This is a genomic window from Komagataeibacter xylinus NBRC 15237, from assembly GCF_001571345.1.
Taxonomy (GTDB): Bacteria; Pseudomonadota; Alphaproteobacteria; order Acetobacterales; family Acetobacteraceae; genus Komagataeibacter; species Komagataeibacter xylinus.
Window position 1 is genome coordinate 1 of the sequence record NZ_BCTP01000109.1, and the last position, 2,279, is coordinate 2,279.

General features: G+C 57.1%; 1 protein-coding gene. It reads right to left on the reverse strand.

Annotated features, from left to right (window positions below):
- Nucleotides 1-71 precede the first annotated feature (71 nt).
- On the reverse strand, nt 72-2,279 hold a 2,208-nt coding region (locus tag GXY01S_RS16550), incomplete at its 5' end, for a Tn3 family transposase (RefSeq protein WP_061276867.1).

A 2,279-nucleotide genomic window follows, 5' to 3' on the forward strand; every position in this document is an offset into this window, starting at 1 on the left:
GGGATCACGACACGAAAGTGTATTTTACGTACGCTTGGAGTGAACACCTGTAGAACTGGCCACATTGAGGTTCACGCAACAAGTAGGGATGCAGGTACCCGAAGCGGTCGTAACGCGCCAGCTTCGGGCTGCTCATCGACATTCCAGCGATAGTCGCCTGTCAGAGAAATATGCTCCCAGCCGAGGGGTGCGATATGCTGGGCCAGGTCATCTGAAATACCGAGCGTCGTGATGGCAGACTGAAGATAGCGCGTATTCCATAGGATGACCGCTGCCACCAGCAGGTTCAGACCTGACGCCCGATAGGCCTGATTTTCAAAACGCCGATCCCGCAGTTCGCCAAGCTGATTGAAGAAGAGCGCCCGAGCCAGCGCATTCCGGGCTTCTCCCTTATTGAGTCCAGCCTGGGTTCGTCTGCGCAAATCCAGATCCTGTATCCAGTCGAGCATAAAAATTGACCGTTCGATCCGGCCGACTTCGCGCAAAGCCACAGCCAGACCATTCTGACGGGGGTAAGATCCGAGTTTGCGCAGCATGGCCGAAGCGGTCACGGTTCCACTCCGAATAGATGTGACGAGACGCAGCAGGTCGTCCCAGTGTTCCACAATATGGTTGGTATTGATCAGGTCACCGGCCATCCCACCCAGAAGTTCGCCCGGGTGTTGTCCCGGAAAAAGGTGAAGTTTCCGCTCTTTCAGATCCCGTATCCTGGGCGCAAATCGATAACCAAAGAAGGGCATCAGCCCGAAAACATGATCCGATGCCCCACCCGTATCTGTATAATGCTCTTCAATGGAAAGTCCGTTAGCATGATAAAGCAGTCCATCCAGAACATAGGGCGCTTCACCGGCCGTCGCAGCAATCACCCGGGTCGAAAACGGATCATACTGATCGGAGATGTGGGTGTAGAAACTGACGCCCGGTTCACTGCCATTGCGCGCATTGATATCGCTGATCGCAGCGCCTCTGCCACCTGCATGAAACAATTGACCATCACTTGAGGACGATGTGCCGTCTCCCCAGAGTGACGCCAGGGGCAGCCCACGATGGGCTGCAACCATACGGCCAAGGGCTTCGGCGTATCCGGCCTCGCTGATATGCCAGTCATGCAGATGCGCCAACTGGCGCAGGGTGGCACCCTGACAGGTGTCGGCCATGCGTGTCAGACCAAGATTAATCCCATCCGCCAGGATCACCGTCAGCAGGGCGTTTTTGTCATCCGCGACACGGCTGGAACGGCGATGGGTAAAGCAGTCGGTGAAGCTGATCCAGCGGTCCACTTCCAGCAGAAGATCAGTAATCTTGATCCGTGGCAGCCGGTCGTAAGCCGCCCGCCTCAACTCTTCCACAGCAGGGGGTGTAATTGCTTTCAGAGGCGAAATCACAAGACCATGTGCATCAAGCCGGACCTGTGACAACTCGCCCTTCCTGGCAAGAGCCGTCACCCGGTTCAGCGCGGTTTCCAGCACTGCACGCCGTTGAGAAAGGAACGTGTCAGCCGTAGCATTGATCGCCAGAGGCAACGGTCCTTGCGCGCGCATCGCTGCAAACGTGGCTTCCGGAAGAAGGTAGGTGTCGAATGCGCGGTATTGGCGACTTTCCGTTACCCAGATGTCTCCGGCACGCAGACGCTCGCGCAGCTGGGTCAGAACACAGAGTTCGTAGGCCTGTCGTATGACTGTTCCCTCTGGCCTGACAAAGCTGTGCCAGGAAGGCGGAATGAAACGGATCGGACAGGAGTCAGGCAAGCGGCGTTTACCGGTCCGATAGAGGTCTCCAATGATCTGCACCGCCTTCAGTAATCCCTGTACCGTGCGACCACCCTGAAACTGGAACGCGTTCAGGAATGGACCAATGGCAGGACGAAGAGAGCGATGCCGGTTGATCAGTTCGGCCGTGCGATCAATGGTCTCTGGAGCTGTCAGGGTTTCAGCCCTGCCGATGGCGTCCTGGAGGCGGGGCCAGTCAATTCCCGTAATGGCAGACAGTGAATCAACACCCTGATCACGCGCCTCAATCAGATGACGGCAGGAGGTTGTCAGCAGACGAAGCTGGGCCTGCAACGATCGCATGGTGACAATCGCTTTGTCACGGATCCGGTGCTCGGCACGGCGCATCATGCTTCCGAGGAGTTTGTCCATCATTATGAGGGTCGCGTCGGTTAGAACCTCCTCAAGTCGGACCCCGGCTGCCACCAGAATGGCGTAACGACGGGATGACCGAAGCTCGGCCAGATGCTGGGGCGTAATCCGGGCAGCTTCTTCGCTCAAACGGTCAAA